Here is a 26,560-nt window from a genome sequence, read left to right as displayed (position 1 = left end):
AACTATCGGCTTAATACGTTGACCCACTTCTGGGTAGCGTTTTCCAGTAACCCGTAAATCTCTTCAAAGGCCTCACGGCTTTTTCGATACGGATCCGCAATTTCTTTCTGATTGAGCCAGTGCCCAAGCAGCATGGTTTTGCCACGCGCAGCGGGGTCGATGCGATTCACCTGTTCAATCTGTCGCTTTTCCATCACCAGAATCAGATCGGCCTGACGGCACATCTCGGCCGTCAGCTGCTGCGCCTGGTGACCGTCCAGCGACAGACCCTGCGCAGCGGCGACGTCAGAGGCTGTCTGGTCGGCCGGGTGGCCTACCAGCGCCCCCAGGCCAGCAGAACGAACATCCAAATCGGGCAGCGCGCGTTTAAACAGGCGCTCTCCGGTGGGAGAGCGGCAGATATTGCCGACGCAAACGACTAACACGGACGTAATCATGGTCAGACCTTAGTTCGACCAGTTGCGGATACGCAGCGCGCTCTCGCTCACATCGTTGATACCCGCAATGGTTGGTAGTAATTGCGAGATCACACGGTTCCAGCGCGTCAGCGGTGTAGAGGTGACATAAACGATGTCGTAAGGCTGAAGCTGGAAATCGGTGCCCATCACCATGGATGCCGCATCTTTGGTGTTCAACTGATAGATGTTGGCAATCTTGCTGCGATCGGTACCGTGCAGTGGACGGATAACGAAGACACCGGTGGCGTCAGAGGTGGTCTGATCCATCCCGGCCGCATTACCCAGCGCTTCCGCCAGCGTCATGCCGCTGCGGTCCATTTTCAGGGTCGCCTGCTGCTTCACTTCGCCCATGACGAAGATTTTCAGATCGTCATTACGCGGAACGTAGAGGATATCGCCCGGATAGAGGAGATGGTTCTGGCTCAGGTCGCCATTCTGCATCAGCGCCTGCAGAGAGACACGCTGCTCACGACCGTTGTGCGTCAGCACGACGTTACGCCAGTCTGCATCGGCAGCCAGGCCGCCCGCGGCGTTAATCGCATCCAGAATCGTCAGCGGCACGTTGGTAATCGGCTGCTGGCCTGAGGTGGTGACTGAACCGGTCACGTAGGCTTTCTGTGATTTGAACGAGGCGATGCTGACATCAACCTGAGGACTTTCGATGTACTGTGCCAGGCGGCGGGCGACTTCGTTACGAACGTCGCCGACGGTACGGCCCGCGACACGCACACGACCGATGTAAGGATAGAAGATGGTACCGTCTGAGTGTACCCAGTTGCCGGTGTCGCTGGCGCTACGATACTGACCGGCTGGGGTGGTCAGCTCCGGGTGATCCCAGACCGTGATGGTCAGGACATCGCCCACACCGATACGGTATTCGTAGTTTTGAATTTCGTTCTGGAGAGTCGGGTTCGCCTGGGCCACCAGTGGCTTAGGACGCATCTTCTCAACCAGTGAAGGGGTTAACGGAAAGACGTTGACGTATTTGTCGATGTCAAAGTTGCTATCCTGCTGCTCAATGACATCTTTTCCCGACGTAGAAAGGCGCTGACCTGGTTCGATCGTACACCCGCTGAGGAATGTGGCGGATACCAGCAAGGGTATCAATTTCATTTTGATTGTAATCATTTAGATCTTCGCTATCAGTTATTTATTGATAGAGGCGAAACCGCCGCTGTGTAAGCGTCCAACAAAAAAAGTAAATCCTGCCTGACTTAAGCTCTGAACCTGTCGTTCATTATCCTTGCTCCACTTGTTATACGTTGTCGCCATCTGTCAGGGCGAATCTGCGTGCCGTGCATCATAGTAGACCAATAATGCACGACGATATCCCTGACGATGGCGCCAACAACGACACGCCTGACAACGGCACAACACCTCTGAGTGCGCGTTAACGCACTCCTTTCGACTCACACTTAATACGCACCGTCACGTTTCAGGACGACACCCACTGTTTTGAACAGAATGGCGATGTCATTCCACAGTGACCAGTTTTTTACGTACCACGAGTCGAAATAGACGCGGGTTTCATAGTCAACATCATTACGACCGCTGACCTGCCACAATCCCGTCATGCCTGGCTTAGCCATCAGGTAATAATCAACATCACCAGCATAACGGCAGAGTTCATCTTCAATGACCGGACGAGGACCGACCAGGCTCATATCACCGCGCACCACATTCCAGAGCTGAGGTAACTCATCCAGACTGGTTTTACGAATGAAGTGGCCCACTTTAGTAATACGTGGATCATTTTTAAGTTTGAAATCTTTATCCCATTCCGCACGTGCAATCGGGTCAGTACGAAGGACCTCTTCCAGCACTTCTTTGGAATTAATCACCATCGAACGGAACTTCAGGCATTTAAATTTACGGCCATTCATTCCTACACGTTCGTGACCATAAATCGGCGGTCCACCATCACGGCCGACCAGGAAGCCGAGCACCAGCAGCGCAGGCATCAACATCAGAATAATCGACAGCGCACCGACAATATCGAATGTCCGCTTCAGGAAGCGCGACGTGCGTTTCGCCAGGTTGTTCTGAACACGCAGAATCATCACTTCATGGCTGAAGATGTAGGCCATGTCGGTCCCGTAGAGCGGCACACCGCGCAGGGTCGGGATAACGGAGACGGAACGGCAGTTGTGCATCGCCAGCGACTTCAGCCACATATCGCGGTACTGACTCTGCTCAAACTCCACCGCCACGATGAACTGGGTTTCACTGCTGGCCAGATGCCAGAGTTCCTGCTCGTCGCGCAGCACCGGCACGCCATTCATGATCTCCTGCGGGCAGGTTCCATCAACGTCATAGAAGGCCACTACGTCAAAGCCCATTACCTCTTCGCTTTGCAGCGCCTGCCAGGCTTCGTGGGCATTTTTGCTGCTGCCAATAATAATGGTCTGTTTTTTCCACAAGCCATTTTTATTAAGCAGACGTTTTGCCAGGGCGCGACAGGTTGGAATGAAAATCAGCGCCAGTACCCAGGTCAGCAGCCAGACAAAACGCGACATCTGCCACTGCGACAGCGCGGTAATCGACAGGTCAATAACAGAAAATATAAGAATGGTACGAAAAACTTCTTTTAATTCGAACCAGAAAGGTTTGCGGTAAGTGTAGTGACGAAGTCTTACCCAGAACCAGCCGATGCAAATAATTGACAGACAAATGTGCGTGGCAATTTGTAGATTCATTTCTTTTTCAGAAATATCTGCCAGCGGCGAATCTGACTGAACATTAATTAGCATCATCGCTATAAATAAAGCTGCGTTGAAACAAATTAAATCTGAACAGGCCAGCGTTAATTTGGTAATAAGACTTTTAAACGTAAATTGTGTATCGCGCATATTTAACTCTTTATTTTATTTCCTTTAACCCGCAACGGCTATCGCCTGTTTAATCGCTGAACGATGAAGCCTCTTCAGACTGAGCCGTTTCTAAGGGGAGCTCCTGCGGCGTTTACGCCCATGATCTTAACCATAAATCCAATAATATTGTGATGAATACCAACAGATTACTCTGACTTTAATCACCGCCAGCGCTGCTCATTTTATCAACGAAAAACACGATTCAGGCACGCTACCGCCCTTGGCTGTCGCTGCCAATATCGCTGTCATCATTCATATTGCTCCCCATAATGCGTCAGCGTTACCGGAACGCATCATACAGACGTTCGCGCTCAAATTACGCAATCCGGACATTGCGATTAATGTCGAATTGGTACGCAAATTACGACTCTGGGGAAGAGTTTGCTAACTTGTTGCTATACTAGTTATTACTGGCTTGTTTACAAGCAGGTCCCGCTATCCCTGGACTATTTTAGGAAAAAGACTACCAGCGATTAGTATTGAAGCCAGACAGGCAGTGCAATCCTTTCGTAATAATTCGGATTAATGCCATACTCCCGCTGCGATAAATCGCATAAGCCCCGCAGGTGAATATCGTTTTCACGGTGCAGAATGAGTAAGAATTATCTCCCCTCCCCTCTGCAGAGTTAATCAAACCGTCACACCGTTATGCTCATCTTTTGCACGATAAATCCGGGCTATTCGGCTGCAACGCCCCTGCCCTGCCATTTGTACCGGGCTTCGCACTCCACTATCATCAGAGAAAACGCAATTTAAAATATTCAGGTGAACACGAGATGCTGGACGTAATGGCGGATCCCTCGCTCTGGGCAGGATTAGTAACGCTAATCGTTCTGGAACTGGTTTTAGGTATCGACAATCTGATCTTCATCGCCATTCTGGTTGAAAAGCTTCCCGGGCCGCTTCGTGACCGGGCACGCGTGATCGGACTGCTGCTGGCGCTGCTGTGCCGGTTGCTGCTGCTGGCTTCGCTCTCCTGGCTGGTTACGCTGAAGGAACCCTGGGTTACGCTGGCGGGCCATCCCTTCAGTGCGCGCGATTTGCTGCTGCTGTCAGGCGGGATTTTCCTGTTATTTAAGGCCACAACAGAGTTGAATGCGCGGCTGGAAGGCCATGATGAAGAGAGCGGTCAACAAAAAGGCGGCGCTAAATTCTGGCCGGTGGTGGCGCAGATTGTGGTGCTGGACGCCATCTTTTCACTGGATGCCGTGATTACGGCCGTCGGGATGGTCAACGACCTGCCGGTTATGATGATTGCGGTTACGATTGCCATTCTGCTGATGCTGCTGGCCAGTAAGCCCTTAACCCGCTTTGTGAACAGCCATCCGACGATTGTCATCCTCTGCTTAAGCTTTTTACTAATGATAGGCTTCAGTCTGGTGGCGGAGGGCTTTGGCTTTGTGATCCCGAAAGGGTATCTCTACGCCGCCATTGGCTTCTCGGTAATTATTGAGGCGCTGAACCAGCTGGCTCACTTCAACCGCAGGCGGGTCCTCTCGGCGGGCCGCCCGCTGCGTCAGCGAACGGCGGAGGCGGTGCTGCGACTGCTGCGTGGCGCGGCGGAACCGGCGGAGCTGGACGCAAAGACCTCGTCACTGATTGCAGACAGCGATGACAGCATGCTGTTTAACCGGCAGGAACGGGTGATGATTGCCCGGGTGCTGGGCCTGGGTCAGCGCCACGTCAACAGCATCATGACCTCGCGCCATGACGTCGAACATATCGATCTCAGTGACGACCCGGCAGAGATCATGTCACGCCTTGACCGCAATCAGCACACGCGGATCCTGATTACCGACCACTCCAGCGAACCGCTCGGCGTGGTTCACGTCATCGATCTGCTGCATCAGTCACTGCACAATGTGTCGCTCGACCTGCGCGCCCTGATCCGCCAGCCGCTGGTGTTTCCTGAACGCCTGACGCTGCTGCAGGCGCTGGAGCAGTTTCGCCAGGCGCACACGCACTTCGCCTTTGTGGTGGATGAGTTTGGTTCGGTGGAGGGCGTCGTCACCCTGAGTGATGTGATGGAAACTATCGCCGGCAATCTGCCGAACGAAGCCGGTGAAATCGACGCCCGTTACGATATTCAGATTCTGGCTGAAGGCCACTGGGTGGCTAACGGCCACATGCCACTGGAAGATCTGGCGCTCTATGTGAAGCTGCCGCTGGATGAACAGCGCGACTATCATACGCTGGCAGGATTACTGATGGATAAGCTGCAACACATCCCGCAGGCCGGCGATGCTCTGCAGCTGGGCGACTATCTGCTGAAAACCCTACAGGTTGAAAACCACCGGGTTCAGAAGGTGGAGATCCTCTTCCAGCCCCCTGTTGTTGAGGAGGTGTAAGATCCTGCGCCCGTTACGGGCGCAGGATTTTCTTCAGGTTCTGTTTGTTCTCGTCATTTTTCTGACGATCGATCCACTGATTGAGCCGGGATTTCGCTTCACTCTGCAACCGGTCACGCAGCACGGCATCCACCGGCAGTGAATATTGCAGACTGTCCCAGTCGCCATACATACGCAGCGGAATCGGCTGAGCAGACAGCGTCTTCACCAGCGCGTCGTCGCCCTGCCAGCCGCTGATTTTCAGCCCCAGCGTGACATCCAGCTGACGCTGCGCCAGATCCACCCTGCCCGCGCCCTGTAAGCCGAGATCCTGACCATTGCCTTCGATGTCGCTGAAGCTGAGCACACCTTTATTCAGGGCGACCTGCGCACTGATCGACTCAATGCCTTCATCGGCCTTCTCAGTATTGCTGACTTTGTCGCTCACCCGCGCCACGGCGCGCTGCACCATCTGCTGAAGGTTAATCTGAGCCAGCTTCAGGTTACTGGCGCTGATCGTCGCCCTGCCCTGCCAGCGACGTTTGGCCGCCTCGACATTCAGCGTGTCGCCGGCCAGTTCGCCATCAAGACTCAGATTGCCCTGCAGACTCTCCGGCAGCGCAAATGCCTTCAACAGCGGCTGAATGGCAATCAGCCGGAGCTGGGGCTTCAGGGCCACCTGCGTCTCCGGCTGACGGATATCAATGCTGCCAGGGATCGAGAAACTGCCATTGCCCAGTTTGCCGCGCAGGGTGTTCAGGGTCATCAGCCCCTGCTGGTTGATGGCATCGACGGTGAGGCCGGTGAGCGACAGTCCGCGCCAGACCGCACTGTCCGCCTGTAATTTCAGGGCCAGATCCATCTCGTTCAGCGGGGAATCGGCATTGCGGGTTTCACGCGGCGCAGCAATCACCGGCGACCGTGCGACGGTCGCGCGCTGCACGCCGGGCGTCTCGGCAACGGGGGCACCGTTCAGCAGATTATCGAGGTTCAGCGTGGTCGCTTTCAGATCCAGCGCCAGCCGCTGCGGCGGCGCAATATGACCCTCACCCTGACCGGTCAGCGTGGTGTCATTAGCCGTGAGTTGCAGGTTGCTGAAGGCAAACTGCTGGCGGTCGCCATTCCATTCACCCTGCAGGGTCAGCGAACCTTTAATGCCCTGAGGCGGGATATCGGCACCGGAAAGGGTGTAATCAAACTGCTGGAGCTGGCCGGTGAGACGATGAGGATACTGGGCGGCATCCAGCTGACCTTTGAGGGTGACAGTGGCGTTGCGCTGGTTGCGCATCAGCGTGGTGCTCAGCGCCAGCGTCGCCTGCTTGTTCGCGTCCTGCTCCATGTTCATGTTGAGGTCGCGGAAATTGTATTCGTCGCCGCCTGGCTGCTGCCAGATCAGCAGGCTGTCTGCCACCTGCAGTTTAGCGATGTCAAACGACCAGCCGCCGGAGGGAGCAACCGGATCGGCATCACGGGGTCCCTGGGGAGCATTTTTGCTCAGCCGGGCAGCGCTGTCTGGCGTGACGCGCACCACCGCATTTTTCAGCAACACCTGGCTGACGCTCAGCTGATGGGATAACAGCGGCCAGAGATCCACATCCAGCCGCATATTGTCGGCCGAGACCAGCGGCTGGCTGGCACCCGGCGCGGTCAGACTCATCCGGCCGGAGAGAATGCTGAGCTGCGGCCAGACGTGCCAGCGCAGATCGCTGCTGACCTGAAGCTGATAACCACTGCGTTGTTCGACCTGCTGCACCATATAGGCACGAAAGTCGTTGGGATTGACCAGCAGCACCAGCGCGCTCATTCCCGTTACGACCACCACTAACAGGATGGCCAGCGTGGTTATCACTCTTTTCATCAAATCCTCAGATCAGTCTTTGTCGATACGACTGGCGTCAGCGCCCTGCTGACCCCGATATTTGGCATCTTCACGACGGTTATAAGGGCGCGCAGCCGGGCCAGAAAGCGGCTCGAAACTCAGCGCGCCGATAAGCATACCGGGACGCAGCGCCAGCGGCAGTTTACCGGAATTGTAGAACTCCAGCACGATCCGTCCCTGCCAGCCGGGATCGATGCGGTGCGCCGTGACATGCACCATCAGTCCGAGCCGGGCCAGCGAAGAGCGACCATCCAGCCAGCCCACCAGATCGTCCGGCAGCGTCACCGACTCCAGCGTCACCGCCAGGGCCAGTTCACCCGGATGCAGGAAAAAGGCTTCGCCATCCGCCAGCACGATCTCATCACTCATCACGCGATCCAGTGCCGCGCTCACTTCCTGTTTCGGGCCGCTCAGATCGATAAAGGCTGCGGTATGACCGCTGAAGGTACGGAACTGATTGCCCAGGCGTACATCGACCGTGGCGCCGTTGATGCGCTCGACCGGCGGACGCGGCTCAATCGCCAGCTTGCCGCTATCCAGCCAGGCTTCGATATCGCGATCGCATAATCTCATTGCGGTAACTCCATGACATGAGTGTAGCAAACCGGCAGGCGTGCCTGCCGCCGGTCTGCCTCACGTCCTCAGGGACGTGAACTATTCAAAAAACTGGTTGATTTTCGCCTTGAGGATATCGATGGCGATACGGTTCTTGCCGCCGCGCGGCACGATGATATCCGCGTACTGCTTAGACGGTTCGATAAACTGCAGGAACATCGGGCGCACGGTCTTCTGATACTGGCTCATCACCGAATCCATGGAGCGGCCACGCTCATTGACGTCACGTTTCATACGGCGCATCAGACAGATGTCGAGCGGCGTGTCCACGAAGATGGAGAAGTTGAGCTCCTGGCGCAGGCGCGCGTCGGTCAGCAGCAGGATCCCCTCAAGGATAATCACCTTCTTCGCCTTGAGGATCTGCGTTTCCTGGGTGCGGGTGTGCTCAACATAGCTATACACCGGCAGCTCAATATCCTGCCCGGCTTTGACGGCCTGCAGGTGCTGCAGCAGTAAATCATGATCCATCGCGCTCGGATGGTCATAATTGGTTTTAACCCTCTCTTCCATGGTGAGGTGACTTTGATCTTTGTAATACGCATCTTCCGGGATAACCCCGATATGCTCGCCACCAACCTGATCACGGATTTCACGATAGAGCGTGCTGGCAATTAAACTTTTACCGGATGCGGAAGCGCCGGCAATGCCTACAATCACGCACTGATGGGACTTGTCAGTCATACTTTTTTAAGACCTGATAACTGGAGCCTGCCACTGGTCACACATTACGCGGGCAGCTGACGGGCCGAAATGGAGAGGGTGTGTTCGCGCTAAGTATAGGGATTTCGGCCTTTTGATGCCAGAGAAATGGCGTCTGCGACTTTTCAGACTTTCTCCTTTGGACGCCACTCATTTCACCGATAAACTAGTGTCACCCCCTACTCAGAAAAAAATGGCCTGCGCAGCGGGCCGTTCAGATAACTCGTGTCGCGAACGTGACCACCGAATGATGCATCAGGAGTTGTATGCACTGGAAGACTTTGACCTATTTTGGCGACAGCATGCTGTTGATTCCGACAGCGGTGATTATTGCGCTGATTCTGCCGTGGAAGAGTGATAACCGTCTTACGGTGTTTTACTGGATTGTGGCATTTGGCCTGGCCGGTCTGACCGTCAGCCTTTCTAAAATTCTGTTTCTGGGCTTTGGCATCGGCAGCGCCCGCTTCAACTTTACCGGCTTCAGCGGTCACAGCGCCATGTCTGCCACCCTGTGGCCAGTGATGCTGTGGCTAATCTCCGGGCGCTGGCCTGCGCTGCTGCGCGTGGCGGCGATTGGCGTTGGCTATCTGATCCCGCTGATGGTCGGTTTCTCCCGTCTCGTTATCCACGCACACTCGAAAAGTGAGGTGGCGACCGGTCTGCTGCTGGGCTTCACGCTGAGCACCGCGTTTCTGATCTCCCAGCGCCGCACCGCGCTAAAGGGCTTCAGCTGGCCGCAAATCGGGGCCGCGCTGCTCGTGCCTTTTGTCCTGATGAGTCACGGTCGCGTTGCCACTACCCAGCAGTTTCTGGAGCGCTTCTCCGCCAGCCTGGCGGGTCTGGAAAAACCCTATACCCGGGCCGATCTTTTTCGCCAGTAATCAACAGGCTGCCCATCGACATTTCCCCGCCCGTCAATTCGCTGAATAGCGGGCAAACTCGATTTCATCCCTTTTTTCTTTGCCGAATGTGCTAGCATGCAGTCAGAGAATGACCGGTGCCTGATTCGCCATTGCGGAGCCCTGCACCCTGCCGGAAGTCTGCATGACGATTGAGATCTTTGCCCCGCAAAATAGCACACCTGGCCGCTGGCTCTCGGCCCTGCTCCTGGGCTGTGCGGTATTTGTCCTGACGCTGTTCTGTCTTGAACTGATCGTGGTGAGCGTGAAAATTTCACCGCTCTGGTTCCCGACCACCTTCATGACCATTGTGGTGTTTCGCTGCCCGTTACGTCAGCTGCCGCTGCTGCTGACGGCCTGCGTGCTTGGCACCGCAGCCGCTAATGCCATCGTCATCGGCCCTGCCCTCTCTAACATTAAATTCGCCCTGCTCAACCTGGTGCAGGCGGGCGTGGGCGGGATGCTGCTGCGCGCCCTGCTCGATCGGCGCGCGCCGCTGAATTCGCTGCACGACTGGGCACGGCTGGTGCTGTCGGTGGGCATTGTGACCCCTCTGCTCGGCGGGCTGCTGGCGCTGTGGATGCTCAGGGTCAGCGGGCACGCGTCGTTTCCCTTCTTCTATACCTGGGTGATCTCTGAAATCATCGGCATGCTGGTGTTAGGCCCGATGTTACTGCTGATGCCGTGGCCGCTGCGTCGCGCGCACTTCAGCGATCTGCGTCCGGCGGAGTGCGTGCTGACGCTGCTTATCACTTTAGGCGCCAGCTACCTGGCACTGCGTTTTATGCCGTGGCCCTTTACCTTTATCGTAGTGATCCTCTTCTGGTGCGCCGTTCGCCTGCCTAAGCTGCAGGCGTTTGTGCTGTTCTTCCTCAATGCCAGCTTTATCGCATTATTGCTGGCCTGTAACCTGGTCAGCGTGGTGAATAACAACACCGCGCTGGGCCCGGTCTCCAGCTGGTTACCCTTCCTGCTGGTCCTGATCCCCAGCCATATTATGTCGCTGGTGATGGATGCGTTCCGGCGCGAAAAGCTGCATATCACCGACAGTGAAACCCGTTTCCGTCATGCGATGGAGTACTCCGCGATCGGTATGGCGCTGGTCGCGCCGCAGGGTAACTGGCTGCAGGTGAACCGTTCGCTTTGCCAGATCCTGGGCTACCCGGCGGAGGAGCTGAAGCGGCTGACGTTTCAGCAGATTACCCATCCCGACGATCTGGCTCTCGACCTGCAGCATGTAAACCAGCTGCTGGAAGGTGAGATTGATACCTACACCTTTGAAAAACGCTATTTCCGCAAGGATGGCGAGATCGTCTGGGCGCGGCTGACAGTGTCGCTGGTGCGTGACGGCGACACGACACCGCTCTATTTTATTGCGCAGATCATCGACATCTCCGAGCTGAAAAAGAGCGAGCAGGTAAACCGGCGCCTGATGGAGCGCATCACGCTGGCGAATGAGGCGGGCGGCATCGGCGTCTGGGAGTGGAACCTGCTGACCGGCGAGATGCTGTGGGACAAGCGCATGTACGCCCTGTTTGGTCTGGCTCCGCACGAGTCGCCCAGTTATGACCTCTGGCTCCATCTGCTGCATACCGCCGATCGCGAATATGCCGCATTGACGGTGCAGCAGGCGATAGAGCTGCGCAGTGCGTTCCATATGGAGTATCGCATCGTGGACGCGCAGGGTCAGCGCTGGATCCGCACGCAGGCGAACCGGCAGCTGAGTAAAGAGGGCCGTATCGAGCGTATGCTCGGCATCTGTCAGGACATTACGCCGCTGCGTAATCTCAATGAAGCGCTGTTTCAGGAGAAAGAGCGCATGGCGATCACCCTGGACTCGATCGGCGAGGCGGTGATCAGTACCGATGAAGCGATGCGCGTGGCCTTTATGAATCCGGTGGCGGAGAAGATGAGCGGCTGGTCTCAGGAGCAGGCCGCCGGCAAGCCGCTGAGCGAGCTGCTGCACATCACCCAGGGACAGACCGGCCCTGAGGTGGAGAATCTGCTGCTGTGCCAGTTACCGCCGGAAAAAATTACCCCCGATCTGGATGAAGATCTGGTGCTGCACACGCCAGATGGCGGCCATATCGATATTCACTACAGCATTACGCCACTGCGCTCCGAAGCGGGTCTTGAACAGGGCGCGGTGATGGTTATTCAGGATGTGAGCGAGTCGCGAAAACTGATGAAGCGCCTGAGCTACAGCGCGCTTCATGACACCCTGACGCGTCTGCCTAACCGGGCCAGTTTTGAGCTGCAGCTTAAGCGACTGCTGTTTGACGCGGCTGAACATCATCATCAGCACGTGCTGGTGTTCATCGACCTGGATAAGTTCAAAGCGGTCAATGACAGCGCCGGCCATGCCGCCGGCGATGCGTTACTGCGGGAACTTTCAGAGCTGATGCAGCACCATCTGCGCAGCAGTGATTTCCTGGCCCGACTGGGCGGCGATGAGTTTGCCCTGCTGATGGCCGACTGTCAGGTTGACCAGGCGCGTGACGTGGTGCAGCGGATTGTGGCCGCCGTAAACGACTATCGTTTCCAGTGGCAGGAACGCCGCTATCAGGTGGGGGCGAGCGCGGGCGTCACACAGATTTCCGCCGACAACTGCATCAGCGGTGATGTGCTGTCGCAGGCAGACATCGCCTGCTACAACGCCAAACGCAGCGGGCGCGGACGGCTGGTCGTCTTTGAGCAGCATCGTCTGCCGCTGCCGGGCAACCCTCAGGGAGTGGATGCTGCGATGATTGATGCGCTGCAAATTGAGCTGCCCGCCTGGGCTGTCGCCCCACCCAAAACGCCCCAGTCAGCCTTTATCTGGCTGCTGGAGGTCCAGCTGTTGACTGCGGAGGGGATACTGGTGGATGAAACCCTGCTGCGTCATAACCTGCCGGATGAAACGCTGCGTCGCCGGCTCGATAGCAATATCATCGAGGCCTTTTTCCGCCAGGACGTCGGGACGCTGAATAAAAAAGGGATCCCGGTCATCCTGCCGCTGAGTGAAGAGCTGCTCGGTGACGCCGCTTTTGTGCAGCAACTCTGTCAGCGCTTTGTCGCCGCAGGTCTCGCCAGCAGCCGCTGTGGTTTTGCTTTCCCGGCCGCCAGCGTACTGAGTAAGAGCGATCGGCTCTATACCGCGCTGCTGCAGCTGCGTGAGTGTGGCTGTCGCATCGCGCTGCACCACTTTGGCCGCAATCTGGACGCCTTTAATCTGCTGAGTGACGAAGTGGTCGATTACCTGGTGCTGGCACCGGAACTGGTCGCTAACGCCCACACCAGCCTGATGGATGAGATGCTGCTGACCATCATTCAGGGCCAGGCAACGCAGCGCCATATTTCGGTGCTGGCGGGTCCGGTTTCCGTTCCGGCGGTGCTTAGCACGCTGGCTGATCTTGACGTCGATGGCGTCTGGGGCAGCGCGGTAACCGAGCGTCAGCCGCTCCGTTCCCTGGCAGAAGATCGCCTCTTTGCTATCCGCTGATTCCCGCGCTGGCCGCTTGCCACCCTGCTGAAGCTGCGCTAAAGTCGCCCCCTTTTTTCCGGCATGGGGGCGAAAATGTTCATAGGATTCGATTACGGCACGGCTAACTGCTCCATTGCAGTGAGCGAAAATGGCTCGCCGCGTCTGTTAACGCTGGAAAAGGGTCAGCGTCTGCTGCCGTCAATGATCTGTGCACCGACCCGCGAGTCGGTCAGCGAATGGCTCTATCGCCATCATCAGGTGGCGACCCCTGACAGTGAAACCACCGCGCTGCTGCAGCGCGCGCTGCGTTACAACCGCGAAGAGGATATCGAGGTTCAGCCCGGCAGTGTGCAGTTTGGTCTGACCGCCCTGCAGCACTACATGGTCGATCCCGAAGATGTCTGGTTCGTTAAATCCCCCAAATCCTTTCTGGGTGCCAGTGGCCTGAAGCCACAGCAGATCGCCCTGTTTGAAGATCTGGTCTGCGCCATGATGCTGCACATCCGCCAGCAGGGTGAAATCCAGCTCGGGCAGACCCTCGATCAGGCGGTGATCGGTCGCCCTGTCAACTTTCAGGGGCTGGGCAGCGATGAGTCGAACCAGCAGGCAGAGGGTATCCTGCTGCGTGCCGCCCACCGCGCCGGATTCCGTGACGTTGAGTTTCAGTTTGAACCCGTCGCCGCCGGACTCGATTTCGAAGCGACCCTGCAGCAGGAGACGCGGGTGCTGGTGGTGGATATCGGCGGCGGCACCACCGACTGCTCGATGTTGCTGATGGGCCCGCAATGGCGCAACAGAGCCGACCGTCGTGAAAGCCTGCTGGGCCACAGTGGCTGTCGCGTCGGCGGTAACGATCTGGATATCATGCTGGCCTTTAAGACGCTGATGCCGCTGCTGGGTCTGGGCGGCAACACTCAGAAGGGCACCGCCCTGCCCGCACTGCCGTGGTGGAACGCGATTGCCATCAATGATGTGCCGGCGCAGAGCGACTTTTACAGCGCCGCCTGTGGGAAATGGCTGCGGGATTTAGTGCGTGACGCAGAACAGGGTGACATCGTGGCGCGTCTGCTGAAAGTGTGGCAGCAGAAGCTGAGTTACCGTTTAGTGCGCGCGGCGGAAGAGAGCAAGATTGCGCTGTCAGACGCCCCGGTGCATACCGCCTCACTCGACTTCGTGGCCGCCGCGCTGCAGACAGACGTGAGCGTGGGTCAGCTGCAGGAGGCGATCAGTCAGCCGCTGGAGAAAATTCTGGAGCAGGTGCAGCTCGCCTTAGCCACCAGCCAGATTAAGCCTGATGTCATTTACCTGACCGGCGGCAGTGCGCGTTCGCCTCTGCTGCGCGCGGCGCTGCAGCAGACGCTGCCCGACACGCCGATTGCCGGTGGCGATGATTTCGCCTCGGTCACGGCCGGTCTGGCACGCTGGGCAGAGGTGTTGTTCCGGTAATAGTGCTCTTCTTTACTCTGCAATGAAAAAACGGCACCCGTGAGTGCCGTTTTTTTTGCGGGTAACGCTGCCCTCACTGGCTCATTAAAACATATCCATTGCTCTACCCGCGCCGTTCAGGGAAAAGCCTGAACCGGACGCTCTCTTACGGCAGGAACCCTCATTTCTGTTTTCAGCGATCTGCCACACGGACACGCTATAGCAACGTCGTTTAACCTGTCACAGGAAGCGTTTATCTGTAAGGTCGCTTCGTTTTACCTGTTAAGCCACTATTGCTGGAGCTGTGTGTTCACAGCGAACGCTCCCTCTCCTTCACAGTGGTCCGGCGATCCCGTGTCAGAGAACATCAGACCGCCATAAATAGATAACGTATGGAGAGACTCAGGATGAGTAATCGGTCAGACATTATTGAAGGCGCTCAGGCACCTTATGCAAACAGGGGGCTGGTTTATACCGAAGTGCTGGGCTGGGTCGATCTAGGCCACGCGCAGGGTACAGATATTCGGGAGCTGTTGAGGTTAATCACGCTGGGTGAGTCCTCAGGAAAGCACTATTATGAGGTCAGATATTCGCAGGGCATGAGCGGAATCCGGGGCCAGTTTCGATCAGGAAAGATGACCACCTGGCAGATCCGACATGGCCGGCCTGGCTGGGAGCAAAAAAGTATCGCGCTGGCGATGATGATGAGCATAGCTCGAAAATTCGAGGATTTTCAGAGCGCGTTTCCCTATCACCTTGGCTCTGACAGCGGTTTTAGTGGCGAAGACCTGGTCTCAGACCTGCTGGGTTTTTATCGTGTCGTGTCGATCCAAAACCCCTTTGAAATGCTACGTCCGGTGAGTAAAAATGAAGCGCTGAAACGCTGGGATTACTACGGTAACATCGGTCGCTGGAAAAACGAGACTTTCAGGCCTTTACTGTTCCCTGACCCGGAAAAATTCCCTCATTCATCTCCCCGGAGCGGAGTGCTTCCCGCCTTCATGCGCACGGTGATTCCCTATCACGATTTTTTGTCTGGAAACGTCATTTTGCCCCGGCACGGTAAAACATTCATGATTTTAGGCTCAGTTAAAAGCAGGATGGGATTATGAGAAGAGGCAGCGCCGTTCTGATGAGCGTCATTGTCATGGGGATGGTTGTGGTGGCGATGGGATGGCCCTATGTAAGGATGGCTTTTGCCAGTAGCGCTCATTATTCCCAGCAGGATAAGCGCCAGTACAACTATTACACGCCCGATTTACTGAAAGAGATGCCTCGCCTTTCTGACAATTACGAATTCAGCTACAGCAATATCAGTGGTCCACAGGCTTTTGTTTATGGTCTTCAGTTTAAGGGTACAACCGATACCAGCAGAATCCGTGACTATCTGTTCTCCAGAGGATATGAAAAACAAAAGCAGTGCCAGACCAAAGCTGAATGCTGGCGGTCCTCACAAAATCAGGACGTTGTTTCATTTTACAGTCTGGCTGAGTTAAATATGGTGAGTGTTGAACTCTATCGACGCGGACATAATGAGTAAAACGTCAGAAGATAAAAACAGACATCTGTAGCAAAGTATGGCGGGCCGGGAATGGCCCGCCATAAATCTGTCCGCTATAGCGATTTTGCGTATAGCCTGTGCTCACCGCCTCAGATCGCTATCCCCGTCCAAATCGCTCTTCCGGATAAGGCCTGAGCAGTGGATCAGAAGGCAATATTGGCGCTGATACCGCCGATAAAGGCATCTTTGACTTCACTCACCGCACCCGGTGCCACCACATACTGCAGGTTAGGTCGCAGTGACATCCAGTTCGTCACTTTGGCGTTGTAGTAAACCTCATAGTTGTACTCTGACCCTTCCTGAATCGGCAGATAGGTCGGGCTGTCAAAGCGGCTCTCACCATTAGCCTGATTCTGCTGACGCAGTGAGCGGGTATAGTCGCTGTTCACATGAATGCGTGATGCGCCTACGCCAATCTCATCCTGCGGACGGGCATCAAACGGACCGGTCCAGGTAAAGGCGACAGACTGGTAGTTGTCGGTTTTCGAGGTCTTGTGATCGTTCATCACAGCCTGCACCCGCACGCCCAGACCACGATTCACATCGCCATCCTGCGCGGTCAGCTGCTGTTGTAATAGCAGATAGCCGCCATAGGCGTGAGCCTGATCCTGATAGCCGCCGTTGCGCCAGCTGCCATAAACATCGCCATCCACTGACGAGTAGTAGTAGCCGATGCGGTAGTTACCCGGTAATTTCTCCGGCCCGAACGTCGGTTTCCAGCCCAGTTCGACCGGCACCAGATTGCCTTCAGAGTTGCTGGTATCCAGCCGGAAGCCATCGCCGCGATCGTAGTTGGCGCGGTTCTGGTTGTAGAAACCCACCTGGAAGAACAGCTCAGGCGTCATATTGATTTTTACCCGACCGCCCCACTGCGAGACCGGCCAGTTGAACCAGCGGTCGCCACGCCAGTTACCCGCCTGGCCGCTGCCCAGCGCCAGGTTCTGGAACAGGTTGCCGTCAAAGTTATCGAAGTCCTCGCCCACGGTGACCCGCCCGGCTTTCAGATCAACCACATTGTTGAACAGCCCTTTGCGCAACCAGAACTGCGTCAGCCGCCAGGTCTGACCGCGACCGTACACCTCCTGAACCGATGAGAGCATACCGGTGCGTTTATCCGCCACCTGCTCAGAGAGATTCTGTCCGTCGCGGTTAGTGACGGTCATCTGAAACTCTGCATCCTGCCAGTTCAGCAGTTTTTCCAGGTCGAAGTTGGTGCCAAACGTCCACTGATCGCTGTAGCGCATGGTGGTGTTGGTATCTGCGCCGCCACCCAGATTGGCGGCACTTTCCATGGTGTAGTTAACGTCAAACTTAATCCCTTCGTCCTGCAGCTGCGTTCGGTAACCGTCCCAGTCACCAAACATCCATTCGGAATCCGGGCTCAGAGCGTCAGCCGCCATAGCGGGCGCGGAGAGAATAGCCAGGATCAGGGTGCCGGTTGCCACACGGCGCAGCGGAAAAGCGTGCTCTGCTTGTCTGTTTTTCATGGTGCGTTTTCTTATGTGAGTGACAGGAAGTGACGCGCAGAGGATAGTGCTGGATAAGCTTCAGTTTTTGTAAATACGTGCGCATAATTTCCTGAAACATCAGTTTATTAACGCATTTGTGATCGGGATCGCTGAATGGTTATTCTGCGGGCAGAATGCGCATTTTTTGACAGGCGTAATCGATAAAGGGGCGCTAGCGCCCCCTGAATCAGCGGCTGGCCTCGTCCAGCTGTGCAATCTGCTCTGGGGTCAGGGTCAGCTGTGTCGCCCCCACCAGGTCGTCGATCTGCTGAAGCGAGGTGGCGCTGACGATCGGCGCGGTAATCCCGGGACGGGCAATCTGCCAGGCGAGTGCGACCTGCGTCGGCGTCACCTGATGCGCCTCGCTGATGGCATCCAGCGCGTCGAGAATCCGCAATCCGCGCGGATTGAGGTATTTCTCTACCACGCCCTGCCCCCGTGCGCTTTTTCCGGCATCAGCCGCATCACGGTATTTGCCACTGAGAAAACCGCTCGCCAGCGAGTAGTAGTTGATGACGCCCAGACCCTGTGCCATGACCACCGGCTCAAGCTCCGATTCATAGGGCTGACGGTCGTAGAGGTTATATTCAGGTTGTAAGGTCTCATAGCGCGCCAGCCCCTGGCTCTCACTCACCTGCAATGCCTCCTCAAGCCGCGCCGCACTGTAGTTAGAGGCTCCGATGGCGCGCACTTTCCCTTCACGGATCAGGCTGTCGAAGGCACTCAGGGTGTCGGCCAGCGGCGTATCCTGGTCGTCACGATGCGCCTGATAGAGATCGATATAGTCAGTCTGTAACCGGCGCAGTGAATCTTCGACCGCCTGGCGAATATATTGCGGCTTCAGCCCGGTTTTCTCGGGTGACAGCTCCATGCCGACCTTGGTCGCCAGTACGATCTGGTCACGTTTACCGCTTTTTTTCAGCCACTCACCAATAATGGTTTCCGATTCTCCCCCTTTGTTGCCCGGTGCCCAGCGGGAATAGACGTCGGCGGTGTCGATAAACCAGAGTCCTTTCTCCACCAGCGCATCCAGCAGCGAAAAGGAGGTCGGCTGATCCACCGTCCAGCCAAATACATTGCCGCCAAACGTCAGCAACGGCACCGCGATACCACTGTCACCTAACTGCCGGGTTTGATTCTGACTCATCCTCTGCTCCTTATTTGCCTGATAAAGGGTCTTTATTTCAGCATAGCAAAGGGATTTTCATGGCTTAATGACGATTGTGCTGCGATTAATGAAAGAACAGGCATAATTACGCCGTCCTGACAGATATCCTTAATTCCTTCAATTTCTGCCTGTCAGAGGCGACTACACTCTGTCGTTTGCAGGCTCCCCCTTTGATGCCTGCGCCTGGGACTACGTCACTGCTGGAGAGCATCAACAATCATGAGCACCCGACATCCTGTAATGAAAAAAACCCTGATCGTGCTGGCCCTGATCGCCGTGGCCGCTGGCGGCTATTACGTCTGGCAGCGCCCCGCTGAGCCGCAGAGCAGCCAGAGTGGCTCGCCAGCCCCACGCGGTAAGGGTGGCGATGACGGCGCACGCCGTTCGCTGGCACCGGTTCAGGCCGCTACAGCGACCCGCCAGAGCGTGCCGCAATATCTGAGCGGTCTCGGCACCGTCACCGCCGCCAATACCGCCACGGTGCGCAGCCGGGTGAATGGCGATCTGCTGGCGATTCATTTTACCGAAGGTCAGCAGGTCAAAGCGGGCGAGTTGCTGGCGGAAGTCGATCCGCGGCCTTATCAGGTAGCCCTCACCCAGGCACAGGGCCAACTGGCGAAAGATCAGGCGACGCTGGCTAACGCCCGCCGGGACCTGGCACGCTATGAAAAGCTGGCGAAAACATCGCTGGTGTCGCAACAGGATCTGGATACCCAGCGCTCACTGGTCAGCGAAACGCTCGGCACGCTGAAAGCCGATGAGGGCAGTGTCGCCAGTGCGCAGCTTAACCTCACCTACAGTCGGATCACCGCACCCATTGCCGGCCGGGTGGGTCTGAAACAGGTGGATGTCGGCAACTACGTGACCAGCGGCGACACCAACGGCATTGTGATCATCACCCAGACGCAGCCGATCGATGTGGTCTTTACCCTGGCAGAAAACAGCATCACGCCGATTCTGAAAGCGCAGAAAAGCGGTGAGCCACTGCTGGTGGAAGCCTGGGATCGCAGTAACCAGAATCTGATTGCCAGCGGTAAGCTGCTGAGCCTGGACAACCAGATTGATGTCACCACCGGCACCATCAAAATCAAAGCGCGTTTTGACAATCAGGATGACACGCTCTTCCCCAACCAGTTCGTCAATGTGCGCCTCAAGGTCAACACCCTGCAGGATGCGATTGTGATCCCGCCTGCCGCACTGCAGATGGGCAACGAGGGCCACTTTGTCTGGGTGGTTAACAGCGACAACAAGGTCAGTAAGAAAAGCGTGATGGCCGGGCTGCAGGACAGCCAGAAGGTGGTGGTCAGCGCCGGTCTGGAAGCGGGTGAGCGTGTCGTCACCGACGGTCTGGATCGCCTGACTGAAGGTGCGAAAGTCGAGGTCGTGACCGCCCAGAGTAGTGCACCGGGCAGCAGCCGGGCCACCCTGCCGTCAAAAGGAGAGCGTGAGTAATGCAGGTCATGCCTCCCGATCACAGTGGCGGGCCGTCACGGCAGTTTATTCTGCGTCCGGTCGCCACCACGCTGTTGATGATTGCGATTTTACTGGCCGGGGTGCTGGGTTATCGCTTCCTGCCGGTGTCGGCCCTGCCAGAAGTGGACTATCCGACCATCCAGGTGGTCACGCTCTATCCGGGCGCCAGCCCGGATGTGGTCACCTCTTCCATTACCGCCCCGCTGGAGCGCCAGTTTGGCCAGATGTCCGGCCTGAAACAGATGGCATCACAAAGCGCGGGGGGCGCCTCGGTTGTGACCCTGCAGTTCCAGCTGTCGCTGCCGCTGGATGTGGCGGAGCAGGAGGTGCAGGCCGCCATTAACTCCGCCACCAACCTGCTGCCCAACGATCTGCCCAATCCACCGGTCTACAGCAAAGTGAACCCGGCCGATCCGCCGATCATGACGCTGGCGGTCACCACCAGCAGCATGCCGCTGACGCAGGTTCAGGACATGGTGGAAACGCGGGTGGCGCAGAAGATTTCTCAGGTCAGCGGCGTCGGCCTCGTCACCCTGTCGGGCGGTCAGCGTCCGGCCGTGCGGGTAAAAATGAATTCCCAGGCGCTGGCAGCGCTGGGTCTGACCAGCGAAAGCGTGCGTACCGCGATCAGCAATGCCAACGTCAACTCCGCCAAAGGGAGCCTGGATGGCCCGACCCGCTCAGTCACCCTGTCAGCCAATGACCAGATGAAATCTGCTGAGGATTACCGCCAGCTGATTATCAGCTACAAAAATGGCGCACCGGTGCGGCTAGGCGACGTGGCGACCATCGAACAGGGCGCGGAAAACAGCTGGCTGGGTGCGTGGGCTAACCGCGATGCGGCGATTGTGCTCAACGTCCAGCGTCAGCCCGGAGCTAATATCATCGCCACCGCCGACAGCATTCGCGCCATGCTGCCTGCGCTGACGGCGACGCTGCCAAAATCGGTGGAGGTAAAACTGCTCACCGACCGCACCACCAATATCCGCGCGTCAGTCAGTGACACACAGCATGAGCTGATGCTGGCGATGGCGCTGGTGGTGATGATTATCTACCTCTTTCTGCGCAATGTGCCGGCCACCCTGATCCCGGCAGTCGCCGTGCCGCTGTCGCTGATCGGCACCTTTGCCGCGATGTATTTCCTCGGTTTTTCGATCAACAACCTTACGCTGATGGCGCTGACCATCGCCACCGGCTTTGTGGTCGACGATGCCATCGTGGTGATTGAGAACATCTCACGCTATATCGAGAAAGGAGAAAAGCCGCTCACCGCTGCGCTGAAAGGGGCTGGCGAGATCGGTTTTACCATCATCTCCCTCACCTTCTCGCTGATTGCGGTGCTTATCCCGCTGCTGTTTATGGGGGATGTGATTGGCCGCCTGTTCCGCGAATTTGCCGTGACGCTGGCGGTGGCGATTCTGATTTCTGCCGTGGTCTCGCTGACGCTGACGCCGATGATGTGCGCCAGAATGCTGAGCGCAGAGTCGCTGCGCAAACAGAACCGTTTCTCCCGGGCCAGTGAAGCGATGTTTGACCGCATCGTGGCCGTTTACGGTCGCGGCCTGAGCCGGGTGCTGAATCACCCCTGGCTGACGCTGTCGGTGGCGCTGGGAACGCTGGTACTGACCCTGGTGCTCTGGATGATCATCCCCAAAGGCTTCTTCCCGCAGCAGGACAACAGCATTATTCAGGGTACGCTGCAGGCTCCCCAGTCCGTTTCCTACGCCAGCATGGCGCAGCGCACCCGCGACGTCGCCTCGGTCATCATGAAAGATCCGGCGGTGCAGAGCCTGACCTCCTTTGTCGGCGTGGATGGCACCAACGCCTCGCTGAACAGCGCGCGGCTGCAGATCAACCTGAAACCGCTGGATGAGCGCGATGACCGTATTCCGGAAATCGAGCAGCGCCTGCAACAGCAGGTCAGTCAGCTGCCGGGCGTCCAGCTGTGGCTGCAGGCGGTGCAGGATCTCACTATCGATACGCAGGCGAGCCGCACCCCCTATCAGTTCACGCTGCAGTCGGGTTCCCTGTCGTCGCTCAGCACCTGGGTGCCCGCCCTGCTGAACCGGCTCAGAACCCTGCCGCAGCTGCGTGATGTCAGCAGCGACTGGCAGGATCAGGGGCTGGAAGCCTACGTCAATGTCGATCGCGACAGCGCCAGCCGCCTCGGCATCAGCATGGCGGATGTCGATAATGCGCTCTATAACGCCTTCGGCCAGCGGCTGATCTCCACCATCTACACCCAGGCCAATCAGTATCGCGTGGTGCTGGAGCAGGACAATCACGCCACGCCGGGCCTGCAGAGCCTGGACGCGATTCGCCTGAACAGCACCGACGGCGGCAGCGTGCCGCTGAGCGCCATTGCCCGCATCGAACAGCGCCATGCGCCCCTCAGCATCAGCCATCTCGACCAGTTTCCTTCGGCGACCTTCTCCTTTAACGTCGCTGACGGCTACTCGCTGGAAGATGCGGTGAAAGCGGTGTCGCAGGCTGAAGCGGAGCTGGGGATGCCGGCGGAGATGATGACCCAGTTCCAGGGCAGCACCCTGGCGTTCGAAGCGGCGCTGAGCAGCACCGTCTGGCTGATTGTGGCGGCGATTGTCGCGATGTATATCGTGCTGGGTGTGCTCTATGAGAGCTTCATCCACCCCATCACCATCCTCTCCACCTTGCCCACGGCCGGTGTCGGCGCGCTGCTGGCACTGATGCTCAGCGGTAACGAGCTGGATATTGTGGCGATCATCGGCATCATCCTGCTGATCGGTATTGTGAAAAAGAACGCCATCATGATGATCGACTTTGCGCTGGCGGCCGAACGTGAACAGGGGATGAAACCCTATGACGCCATCTATCAGGCCTCACTGCTGCGCTTCCGTCCGATTCTGATGACCACGCTGGCGGCCCTGCTGGGTGCGCTGCCGCTGATGCTCAGCACCGGCGTCGGCGCGGAACTGCGTCATCCGCTGGGGATTGCGATGGTCGGCGGCCTGATTCTGAGTCAGGTGCTGACCCTGTTTACTACGCCGGTGATCTACCTGCTGTTTGATCGCCTGGCGCACGCCACCCGCCGCCGCTTCGGCCGCACGGAGGCCGCAGAGTGAAGTTCTTTGCCCTGTTTATTCACCGGCCCGTCGCCACCACCCTGCTGACGCTGGCCATCGCGCTGGCCGGAATTCTGGGGTTCCGGCTGCTGCCGGTTGCCCCGCTGCCGCAGGTCGATTTTCCGGTGATCGTCATCTCCGGCTCGCTGCCGGGGGCCTCACCCGAGATCATGGCGTCGTCGGTCGCCACGCCGCTGGAGCGGTCGCTGGGACGTATCGCGGGCGTCAGTGAAATGACCTCGATGAGCTCGCTGGGCAGTACCCGCATCATTCTGGTGTTCGATTTCGATCGCGACATCAACGGTGCCGCGCGCGACGTGCAGGCTGCGCTCAACGCGGCGCAAAGCCTGCTGCCGACCGGCATGCCCTCACGTCCGACTTACCGCAAAGTGAACCCCTCTGATGCGCCGATTATGATCATGACGCTGACCTCGGATACTTACAATCCGGGTCAGCTCTACGATTATGCCTCGACGCAGCTGGCGCAGAAGCTGTCGCAGATTCAGGGGGTCGGCGACGTTACCGTGGGGGGCAGTTCGCTGCCCGCCGTGCGCGTGGCGCTGAATCCGCAGGCGCTGTTTAATCAGGGTGTCTCGCTGGATGCGGTGCGTACCGCCATTTCCGACGCCAACCAGCGCCGCCCGCAGGGCGCTGTCGATGATTCACAGCAGCGCTGGCAGTTGCGCACCAATGACGCGCTGCAGACCGCCCGCGAGTATCAGCCGCTGATCGTGCATTATAAAAATGGCGCGGCGGTGAAGCTGTCTGATGTGGCGACCGTGGAAGATTCGGTTCAGGACGTACGCAACGCCGGGATGTCACGCGGTAAACCGGCCGTGCTGTTACTGATCCGCAAAACCCCTGACGCGAACGTCATTGAGACGGTTGACCGCATCCGTGCCGAGATGCCGCTGCTGCATGAGGTGATCCCGGCCGCCATCGACCTGCAGATTGCCCAGGATCGCTCCCCTACCATCCGCGCTTCGCTGCATGAAGTGGAGCAGTCGCTGTTAATCGCCGTCGGGCTGGTGATTCTGGTGGTGTTCGTGTTCCTGCGCTCCGGACGCGCCACGCTGATCCCCGCCATCGCCGTGCCGGTCTCGCTGATTGGCACCTTCGCGGCCATGTACCTGTGCGGCTTCAGCCTCAACAACCTGTCGCTGATGGCGCTGACCATAGCCACCGGCTTTGTGGTGGACGATGCGATCGTGGTGCTGGAGAACATCGCCCGCCATGTAGAAGCGGGTATGAAACCGCTGGCCGCCGCGCTGAAGGGCGTGCGCGAAGTGGGCTTTACCGTGCTGTCGATGAGCCTGTCGCTGATTGCGGTTTTCCTGCCGCTGCTGATGATCGGCGGGCTGATTGGCCGTTTCTTCTCTGAATTTGCCATTACCCTGTCGGTGGCGATCGCCATCTCGCTGGTTATTTCGATCACCCTGACGCCGATGATGTGCGCGTATCTGCTGAAGCCTCACGCGCCACGCAGCCAGCCGCGCCGGCGCGGTGCAGGTCGGCTGCTGATGGCGATTCAGCAGGGCTATGGCCGATCGTTAAGCGTGGTGCTGAATCATGCGCGCTGGGTGCTGCTGCTCTTTTTCGCCACGATTGCCCTGACCGGCTGGCTGTTTGTCTCAATCCCGAAAACCTTTATGCCGGAACAGGATACCGGGCGACTCGCCGGGTTTATCTCCGCCGACCAGAGTATCTCGTTTCAGGCGATGCGCAGTAAGCTGCAGGATTTCATGGAGATCGTCGGAGCCGACCCGGCGGTGGACAGCGTGGTGGGCTTTACCGGCGGCATGCGCACCAACAGCGGCTCCATGTTTATCTCCCTGAAACCGCTCTCTGAGCGGAAAGAGAACGCGCAGGCGGTTATCGCCCGGCTGCGCGACAAGCTGGCGAAAGAGCCGGGTGCCAGCCTCTATCTGAATGCGGTGCAGGATCTGCGCGTCGGCGGCCGGGAGTCGAACGCCGGATACCAGTATTCGCTGCTGTCGGACGATCTCAACGCCCTGCGCACCTGGGAGCCAAAAATCCGTCAGGCGTTCTCTGCCCTGCCGCAGCTGGCGGATGTGAACTCCGATCAGCAGGATAAAGGCAGCGAGATGGCGCTGACCTACGATCGTGAAAGCATGGCCCGCCTGGGCATCGATGTCTCCGAAGCCAATGCGCTGTTAAATAACGCCTTTGGTCAGCGGCAGATCTCCACCATCTACCAGCCGCTTAACCAGTACAAAGTGGTGATGGAGGTGGATCCGCGCTATACCCAGGATATCAGTGCCCTGTCACAGATGTTTGTGATAAACAGCGAAGGCAAAGCGATTCCGCTGTCGTGGTTCGCCCACTGGCAGCCCGCCAATGCCCCACTGTCGGTGAACCATGAAGGGCTGTCGGCCGCCTCGACCATCTCGTTCAATCTGCCGGAAGGGGTCTCGCTGTCACAGGCTTCTGACGCGATTGAGCGCACCATGACCGCGCTGGGCGTGCCTTCCAGCGTACGCGGCAGCTTTGCCGGCACGGCGCAGGTGTTTCAGCAGTCGCAAAGCAGCCAGCTGTGGCTGATGCTGGCGGCGATTGCCGCGGTCTATATCGTGCTGGGGATCCTCTATGAGAGCTATGTGCATCCGCTGACGATCCTTTCCACGCTGCCTTCGGCAGGCGTGGGCGCGCTACTGGCGCTGGAACTGTTTGATACCCCCTTCAGCCTGATTGCCCTGATTGGTATTCTGCTGCTGATCGGTATCGTGAAAAAGAACGCCATCATGATGGTCGATTTTGCGCTGGAAGCTGAGCGCAACGGCCAGCTCAGCGCGCGGGATGCCATTTTCCAGGCGTGTCTGCTGCGCTTCCGGCCGATCATGATGACCACACTGGCGGCGCTGTTTGGCGCGCTGCCGCTGGTGTTATCCAGTGGCGACGGGGCGGAACTGCGTCAGCCGCTGGGGATTACCATTGCAGGGGGTCTGGTGATGAGTCAGTTACTGACGCTCTACACCACGCCGGTGATCTACCTGATGATGGATAAGCTGCGGCGCAGAAAGCGGTCGCGGTCAGCCGCACCGCAGACGTAACGCCTGGGGCTGCGGCAGGTCACCGGGCAGATCGGCTGAATCG

The 26,560-nt window shown here is 57.7% G+C and carries 17 protein-coding genes; 9 read left to right on the top strand and 8 right to left on the bottom strand.

From position 1 onward, the window contains the following. Positions 1 to 2: 2 nt before the first annotated feature. The 3 genes from F3I47_RS08930 to wbaP form a co-directional block, all read right to left on the bottom strand. Positions 3 to 437 (bottom strand): protein-tyrosine-phosphatase, encoded by a 435-nt coding sequence (locus F3I47_RS08930; protein ID WP_009089253.1) that lies wholly within the window; start codon positions 435 to 437, stop codon positions 3 to 5. A 9-nt stretch (positions 438 to 446) separates the two neighbouring features. Next, complete coding sequence (locus tag F3I47_RS08925; RefSeq protein ID WP_009089251.1) at positions 447 to 1,586, bottom strand: polysaccharide export protein; 1,140 nt, start codon at positions 1,584 to 1,586, stop codon at positions 447 to 449. 287 nt (positions 1,587 to 1,873) lie between these two features. Next, positions 1,874 to 3,307 carry an undecaprenyl-phosphate galactose phosphotransferase WbaP gene (gene wbaP, locus F3I47_RS08920; protein WP_009089249.1) on the bottom strand — a complete coding sequence of 478 codons (1,434 nt, stop codon included), beginning with the start codon at positions 3,305 to 3,307 and terminating at the stop codon, positions 1,874 to 1,876. A 797-nt stretch (positions 3,308 to 4,104) separates the two neighbouring features. Here wbaP and F3I47_RS08915 point away from each other — a divergent pair. Continuing rightward, positions 4,105 to 5,676 carry a TerC family protein gene (locus tag F3I47_RS08915; RefSeq protein ID WP_140029034.1) on the top strand — a complete coding sequence of 524 codons (1,572 nt, stop codon included), beginning with the start codon at positions 4,105 to 4,107 and terminating at the stop codon, positions 5,674 to 5,676. A 13-nt stretch (positions 5,677 to 5,689) separates the two neighbouring features. On the opposite strand, the gene asmA is transcribed toward F3I47_RS08915, so the two are convergent. The 3 genes from asmA to udk form a co-directional block, all read right to left on the bottom strand. Continuing rightward, positions 5,690 to 7,513 (bottom strand): outer membrane assembly protein AsmA, encoded by a 1,824-nt coding sequence (gene asmA / locus F3I47_RS08910; protein ID WP_140922975.1) that lies wholly within the window; start codon positions 7,511 to 7,513, stop codon positions 5,690 to 5,692. A gap of 12 nt (positions 7,514 to 7,525) precedes the next feature. Then, positions 7,526 to 8,107 (bottom strand): dCTP deaminase, encoded by a 582-nt coding sequence (gene dcd / locus F3I47_RS08905; RefSeq protein ID WP_009089244.1) that lies wholly within the window; start codon positions 8,105 to 8,107, stop codon positions 7,526 to 7,528. An 81-nt stretch (positions 8,108 to 8,188) separates the two neighbouring features. After that, complete coding sequence (udk, locus tag F3I47_RS08900; protein ID WP_009089240.1) at positions 8,189 to 8,830, bottom strand: uridine kinase; 642 nt, start codon at positions 8,828 to 8,830, stop codon at positions 8,189 to 8,191. Between the two features lie 284 nt (positions 8,831 to 9,114). On the opposite strand from udk, the gene F3I47_RS08895 reads away from it, so the two are divergent. The 5 genes from F3I47_RS08895 (at position 9,115) to F3I47_RS08875 (ending at position 16,175) form a co-directional block, all read left to right on the top strand. Next, positions 9,115 to 9,729 carry a phosphatase PAP2 family protein gene (locus tag F3I47_RS08895; protein ID WP_009089238.1) on the top strand — a complete coding sequence of 205 codons (615 nt, stop codon included), beginning with the start codon at positions 9,115 to 9,117 and terminating at the stop codon, positions 9,727 to 9,729. 163 nt (positions 9,730 to 9,892) lie between these two features. Further along, a complete protein-coding gene (locus tag F3I47_RS08890; RefSeq protein ID WP_150028847.1) occupies positions 9,893 to 13,228 on the top strand; it encodes a diguanylate cyclase in 3,336 nt (1,111 codons plus the stop codon). A gap of 75 nt (positions 13,229 to 13,303) precedes the next feature. Then, positions 13,304 to 14,656 carry a molecular chaperone gene (yegD, locus tag F3I47_RS08885; protein WP_150028848.1) on the top strand — a complete coding sequence of 451 codons (1,353 nt, stop codon included), beginning with the start codon at positions 13,304 to 13,306 and terminating at the stop codon, positions 14,654 to 14,656. Positions 14,657 to 15,042: 386 nt separating this feature from the next. After that, positions 15,043 to 15,747 carry a hypothetical protein gene (locus F3I47_RS08880; protein WP_046102198.1) on the top strand — a complete coding sequence of 235 codons (705 nt, stop codon included), beginning with the start codon at positions 15,043 to 15,045 and terminating at the stop codon, positions 15,745 to 15,747. After that, a complete protein-coding gene (locus tag F3I47_RS08875) occupies positions 15,744 to 16,175 on the top strand; it encodes a hypothetical protein (RefSeq protein ID WP_046102199.1) in 432 nt (143 codons plus the stop codon). Before F3I47_RS08880 ends, F3I47_RS08875 begins: the two co-directional genes overlap by 4 nt. Positions 16,176 to 16,339: 164 nt before the next feature. Here F3I47_RS08875 and F3I47_RS08870 read toward each other — a convergent pair whose 3' ends face one another. Beyond that, positions 16,340 to 17,683 carry a carbohydrate porin gene (locus F3I47_RS08870; protein ID WP_190311315.1) on the bottom strand — a complete coding sequence of 448 codons (1,344 nt, stop codon included), beginning with the start codon at positions 17,681 to 17,683 and terminating at the stop codon, positions 16,340 to 16,342. A 208-nt stretch (positions 17,684 to 17,891) separates the two neighbouring features. Next, positions 17,892 to 18,851 (bottom strand): aldo/keto reductase, encoded by a 960-nt coding sequence (locus tag F3I47_RS08865; protein WP_009089229.1) that lies wholly within the window; start codon positions 18,849 to 18,851, stop codon positions 17,892 to 17,894. A gap of 240 nt (positions 18,852 to 19,091) precedes the next feature. Here F3I47_RS08865 and F3I47_RS08860 point away from each other — a divergent pair, with 240 nt between their 5' ends. Genes F3I47_RS08860 through mdtC form a run of 3 tightly spaced genes read left to right on the top strand, consistent with a single transcriptional unit; the run spans position 19,092 to position 26,517 of the window. Then, positions 19,092 to 20,324: an MdtA/MuxA family multidrug efflux RND transporter periplasmic adaptor subunit gene (locus F3I47_RS08860; RefSeq protein WP_058956690.1), complete on the top strand. Its 1,233-nt coding sequence runs from the start codon at positions 19,092 to 19,094 to the stop codon at positions 20,322 to 20,324. Then, complete coding sequence (locus tag F3I47_RS08855) at positions 20,324 to 23,446, top strand: MdtB/MuxB family multidrug efflux RND transporter permease subunit (protein ID WP_150028849.1); 3,123 nt, start codon at positions 20,324 to 20,326, stop codon at positions 23,444 to 23,446. The genes F3I47_RS08860 and F3I47_RS08855 overlap by 1 nt, the downstream gene beginning before the upstream one ends. Next, the gene (mdtC, locus tag F3I47_RS08850) at positions 23,443 to 26,517 is read left to right on the top strand and encodes a multidrug efflux RND transporter permease subunit MdtC (protein ID WP_046102203.1); all 3,075 of its coding nucleotides are present in this window, start codon (positions 23,443 to 23,445) and stop codon (positions 26,515 to 26,517) included. Before F3I47_RS08855 ends, mdtC begins: the two co-directional genes overlap by 4 nt. Positions 26,518 to 26,560 lie beyond the last annotated feature (43 nt).

The sequence above is a fragment of the Pantoea sp. M_10 genome (assembly GCF_008631515.1).
Classification (GTDB): Bacteria; Pseudomonadota; Gammaproteobacteria; order Enterobacterales; family Enterobacteriaceae; genus Pantoea; species Pantoea anthophila.
This window is presented reverse-complemented; position numbering and strand designations above follow the sequence as displayed.

What these genes read in the sequence shown, in the direction of transcription:
- F3I47_RS08925 (WP_009089251.1), bottom strand. Translation starts at nt 1,586, where the DNA reads ATGATTACAATCAAAATGAAATTGATACCCTTGCTGGTATCCGCCACA.
- F3I47_RS08915 (WP_140029034.1), top strand. Translation starts at nt 4,105, where the DNA reads ATGCTGGACGTAATGGCGGATCCCTCGCTCTGGGCAGGATTAGTAACG.
- F3I47_RS08930 (WP_009089253.1), bottom strand. Translation starts at nt 437, where the DNA reads ATGATTACGTCCGTGTTAGTCGTTTGCGTCGGCAATATCTGCCGCTCT.
- wbaP (WP_009089249.1), bottom strand. Translation starts at nt 3,307, where the DNA reads ATGCGCGATACACAATTTACGTTTAAAAGTCTTATTACCAAATTAACG.
- F3I47_RS08875 (WP_046102199.1), top strand. Translation starts at nt 15,744, where the DNA reads ATGAGAAGAGGCAGCGCCGTTCTGATGAGCGTCATTGTCATGGGGATG.
- dcd (WP_009089244.1), bottom strand. Translation starts at nt 8,107, where the DNA reads ATGAGATTATGCGATCGCGATATCGAAGCCTGGCTGGATAGCGGCAAG.
- F3I47_RS08855 (WP_150028849.1), top strand. Translation starts at nt 20,324, where the DNA reads ATGCAGGTCATGCCTCCCGATCACAGTGGCGGGCCGTCACGGCAGTTT.
- F3I47_RS08880 (WP_046102198.1), top strand. Translation starts at nt 15,043, where the DNA reads ATGAGTAATCGGTCAGACATTATTGAAGGCGCTCAGGCACCTTATGCA.
- F3I47_RS08870 (WP_190311315.1), bottom strand. Translation starts at nt 17,683, where the DNA reads ATGAAAAACAGACAAGCAGAGCACGCTTTTCCGCTGCGCCGTGTGGCA.
- F3I47_RS08865 (WP_009089229.1), bottom strand. Translation starts at nt 18,851, where the DNA reads ATGAGTCAGAATCAAACCCGGCAGTTAGGTGACAGTGGTATCGCGGTG.
- F3I47_RS08890 (WP_150028847.1), top strand. Translation starts at nt 9,893, where the DNA reads ATGACGATTGAGATCTTTGCCCCGCAAAATAGCACACCTGGCCGCTGG.
- F3I47_RS08860 (WP_058956690.1), top strand. Translation starts at nt 19,092, where the DNA reads ATGAGCACCCGACATCCTGTAATGAAAAAAACCCTGATCGTGCTGGCC.
- udk (WP_009089240.1), bottom strand. Translation starts at nt 8,830, where the DNA reads ATGACTGACAAGTCCCATCAGTGCGTGATTGTAGGCATTGCCGGCGCT.
- asmA (WP_140922975.1), bottom strand. Translation starts at nt 7,513, where the DNA reads ATGAAAAGAGTGATAACCACGCTGGCCATCCTGTTAGTGGTGGTCGTA.
- F3I47_RS08895 (WP_009089238.1), top strand. Translation starts at nt 9,115, where the DNA reads ATGCACTGGAAGACTTTGACCTATTTTGGCGACAGCATGCTGTTGATT.
- yegD (WP_150028848.1), top strand. Translation starts at nt 13,304, where the DNA reads ATGTTCATAGGATTCGATTACGGCACGGCTAACTGCTCCATTGCAGTG.